Raw genomic sequence first — 3,179 nt, forward strand, 5'->3', positions numbered from 1 at the left:
GAGGCGAGGACCTCGTCGGGGGCCTTGTCGGGCACGCCCCAGATCAGCTCGGTGGCGCCGGCCTCGGCCCAGGCCATGAGGTCCTCGGGGTCGGGCTTGAAGGCGATCAGGATCCGGATCTCGGGCGCGCCGTCGCGGCCGGCCTCGGCCCAGGCCTTCGTGAGCGCCTCGATGTTGGCGGAGATGTCGGCCTGGGTGGGGGTGGTCATCCAGCCGTCGGCGTTCTCGGAGATCCAGCGGAACGTCTTGGGTCCGCCGCCGGCGCCGATGATCAGCGGGATGTGCCGCGCCGGCTTGGGATAGGCCCACGACGGTCCGAACGAGACGAACTCGCCGTCGTAGGAGGCCTCCTCCTGCGTCCACAGCGCCCGCATGGCCTCGACGTACTCCTTGAGGACCGTACGGCGGCGCCCGGCCGGGACGTGGTGGTCGGCGAGCTCGTCGGTGTTCCACCCGAACCCGGCGCCGATGTCGACGCGGCCGCCGGAGAGGTGGTCGAGCGTGGCGATCTGCTTGGCGAGCGTGATCGGGTCGGACTCGACCGGCAGCGCGACGGCCGTCGAGAGCCGGATCCGCGAGGTGACCGCGGCGACCGTCGCCAGCGAGACCCACGGGTCGAGCGTGCGCAGGTAGCGGTCGTCGGGCAGCGACTCGTCGCCGGTGCCGGGGTGGGCGGCCTCGCGCTTGACCGGGATGTGGGTGTGCTCGGGGACGTAGAACGTGTCGAACCCACGCTCCTCCGCGGCGGCGCCGAGGGCCGCCGGGGTGATCCCGCGGTCCGAGGTGAACAGGACGAGGCCATTGCGCATGCGGCGATACTAGAACGTGTTCCAGTTCTGCGGTACTGGTTGGATGAGGGCATGCAGCTCGACCTCACCACCGACGTCGTCGCGCTCACCGAGCAGCTCGTCAACATCGAGTCCGTCAGCCGCCACGAGCAGGAGATCGCCGACGTGGTCGAGACGGCGCTCGCGGCGTACGACCACCTCACGGTCAGCCGGCACGGCAACACCGTCGTGGCGCGCACCGACCTGGGTCTCGGCGAGCGGGTCGTGATCGCCGGCCACCTCGACACCGTGCCGCTCAACGACAACCTGCCCGCGCGCTACGAGCAGCGTCCCGACGGGGACGTCCTCCACGGCCTCGGCACCTGCGACATGAAGGGCGGTGACGCGGTCATCCTGCGGCTCGCCGCCACGCTCACCGAACCGGTCCGCGACGTCACCTACCTGCTCTACGACGCCGAGGAGATCGAGGCCGTGCACAACGGCCTCAACAAGCTCTCGCAGAGCCACCCCGAGCTGATGGCCGCGGACTTCGCGATCCTCATGGAGCCCTCCAACGCCGGCGTCGAGGCCGGCTGCCAGGGGACCCTGCGCGTCGAGGTGCGCACCACCGGCGAGCGCGCCCACTCCGCGCGCAGCTGGCGCGGGGTCAACGCCGTCCACAAGGCCGGCGAGGTGCTCCGCCGCCTGGAGGCGTACGACGCCAGGCGGCCGGTCATCGACGGGCTGGAGTACCACGAGGGGCTCAACGCCGTGGCGATCCGCGGCGGGGTGGCGGGCAACGTGGTGCCCGACGAGTGCGTCGTCGAGGTCAACTACCGCTTCGCCCCCGACCGCTCGGTCGAGGAGGCGGAGGCGTTCGTCCGGGAGTTCTTCCACGGCTTCGACGTCACGCTGACCGACTCCGCTCCCGGTGCCCTCCCGGGGCTGGACCGCCCGGCGGCCAAGGCGTTCGTGGAGGCGGTCGGCGGCGAGGTGGCCCCGAAGTTCGGCTGGACCGACGTGGCGCGCTTCAGCGCCCTCGGGGTGCCGGCGGTCAACTTCGGGCCGGGTGACCCGCTGTTCGCCCACAAGCAGGACGAGCACGTGCCCGTCGAGCAGATCCGCCGCAGCGAGGACCTCCTGCGCGCCTGGCTGGAGGGCCGCTGACATGGTGCGCTCGAAGTCCAAGGGCCCGATCCTCCAGCGCCGCGACCAGGTCGACGCCGGCACCACCGACCAGCGGCTGCTCGACTCGCGCGGCCCGTCGGACTGGGTGCACACCGACCCGTGGCGCGTGCTGCGCATCCAGGCCGAGTTCATCGAGGGCTTCGGCGCCCTCGCCGAGCTGGGCCCGGCCATCTCGGTGTTCGGCTCGGCGCGCACGCCGGCCGACCACCCGGCGTACGCCCTCGGCGAGCAGGTGGGCCGCCGGCTCGCCGAGGCCGGCTTCGCGGTGGTCACCGGCGGCGGCCCCGGGGTGATGGAGGCGGTCAACAAGGGCGCGAGCGAAGCCGGCGGCATCAGCGTCGGCCTCGGCATCGAGCTGCCCTGGGAGTCCGAGCTCAACCCGTGGGTCGACGTCGGCATCAACTTCCGCTACTTCTTCGCGCGCAAGACGATGTTCGTGAAGTACTCCCAGGGCTACATCGCCCTGCCCGGCGGGCTCGGCACCCTCGACGAGCTGTTCGAGGCGATGACGCTCGTGCAGACCCAGAAGATCACCTCGTTCCCGATCGTGCTGCTCGGCGTGAAGGAGTGGAGGGGCCTGCTCGACTGGATGGGCGACGCGATGCTCGCCGACGGCCGGATCAAGCAGGCCGACCTCGACTCGATCCTCCTCACCGACGACGTCGACGAGGCGATCGCGCGGATGGTCGAGTCCCGGGCGGGTGAGCAGCCGTGATGTGGTTCTTCGCGATCCTGATCGTGCTCGCGCTCGGCGGGATCGCCGTGGTGGCGTCCGGCCGCGGCGCTCCGCTCGCCGAGGTCCACGACGACCGCCCGGACGCAGGGGTGCCCGCGGAGGGGCCGCTGCAGGCCGACGACCTGCGTCGGGTGCGGTTCCCGCTCGCCGTGCGCGGCTACCGGATGTCGGACGTCGACGCGCTGCTCGACCGGCTCGCGACCCAGCTCGAGGGTGCGGCCCACGTGCCCGACCAGATCCCGCGGGCGGCAGGTGAACCGCCGGTGTCCGCCGGGGGTCATGGCGACGAACCCGTCGCGTAGGGCACACTTCGCACCGTGTCGACCGAGGAGATCGTCGTCTACATCCTTACCGCGCTCGCGGCGGTGGTGATCGTGCTGACCCGTCTGCGGCTCGGTCGCGGCGAGGGCGGCGCCGGGCGCCTGCAGACCTCACGAACCGCACTCCACGTGCACACGGTGGCCGGCGTGCTGGCGATCGTGACCTGG

General features: G+C 72.0%; 4 protein-coding genes. 3 read left to right on the forward strand and 1 reads right to left on the reverse strand.

All coding sequences use genetic code 11. The features are described from left to right. The coding region (locus tag Q0L15_RS16710; RefSeq protein ID WP_296605583.1) for an LLM class F420-dependent oxidoreductase at positions 1-809 on the reverse strand (809 nt) is incomplete at its 3' end. A 51-nt stretch (positions 810-860) separates the two neighbouring features. Here Q0L15_RS16710 and dapE point away from each other — a divergent pair. The 3 genes from dapE to Q0L15_RS16725 are packed head-to-tail and all read left to right on the forward strand — an operon-like array spanning position 861 to position 2,993. Continuing rightward, positions 861-1,934 carry a succinyl-diaminopimelate desuccinylase gene (gene dapE / locus Q0L15_RS16715; RefSeq protein WP_296605584.1) on the forward strand — a complete coding sequence of 358 codons (1,074 nt, stop codon included), beginning with the start codon at positions 861-863 and terminating at the stop codon, positions 1,932-1,934. A 1-nt stretch (position 1,935) separates the two neighbouring features. Continuing rightward, a complete protein-coding gene (locus Q0L15_RS16720; protein ID WP_296605585.1) occupies positions 1,936-2,670 on the forward strand; it encodes a TIGR00730 family Rossman fold protein in 735 nt (244 codons plus the stop codon). Next, the gene (locus tag Q0L15_RS16725) at positions 2,670-2,993 is read left to right on the forward strand and encodes a DivIVA domain-containing protein (protein ID WP_296605586.1); all 324 of its coding nucleotides are present in this window, start codon (positions 2,670-2,672) and stop codon (positions 2,991-2,993) included. The genes Q0L15_RS16720 and Q0L15_RS16725 overlap by 1 nt, the downstream gene beginning before the upstream one ends. Positions 2,994-3,179: the final 186 nt, after the last annotated feature.

Source organism: Nocardioides sp. (genome assembly GCF_024509035.1).
In the GTDB taxonomy this organism is placed as follows: Bacteria; Actinomycetota; Actinomycetes; order Propionibacteriales; family Nocardioidaceae; genus Nocardioides.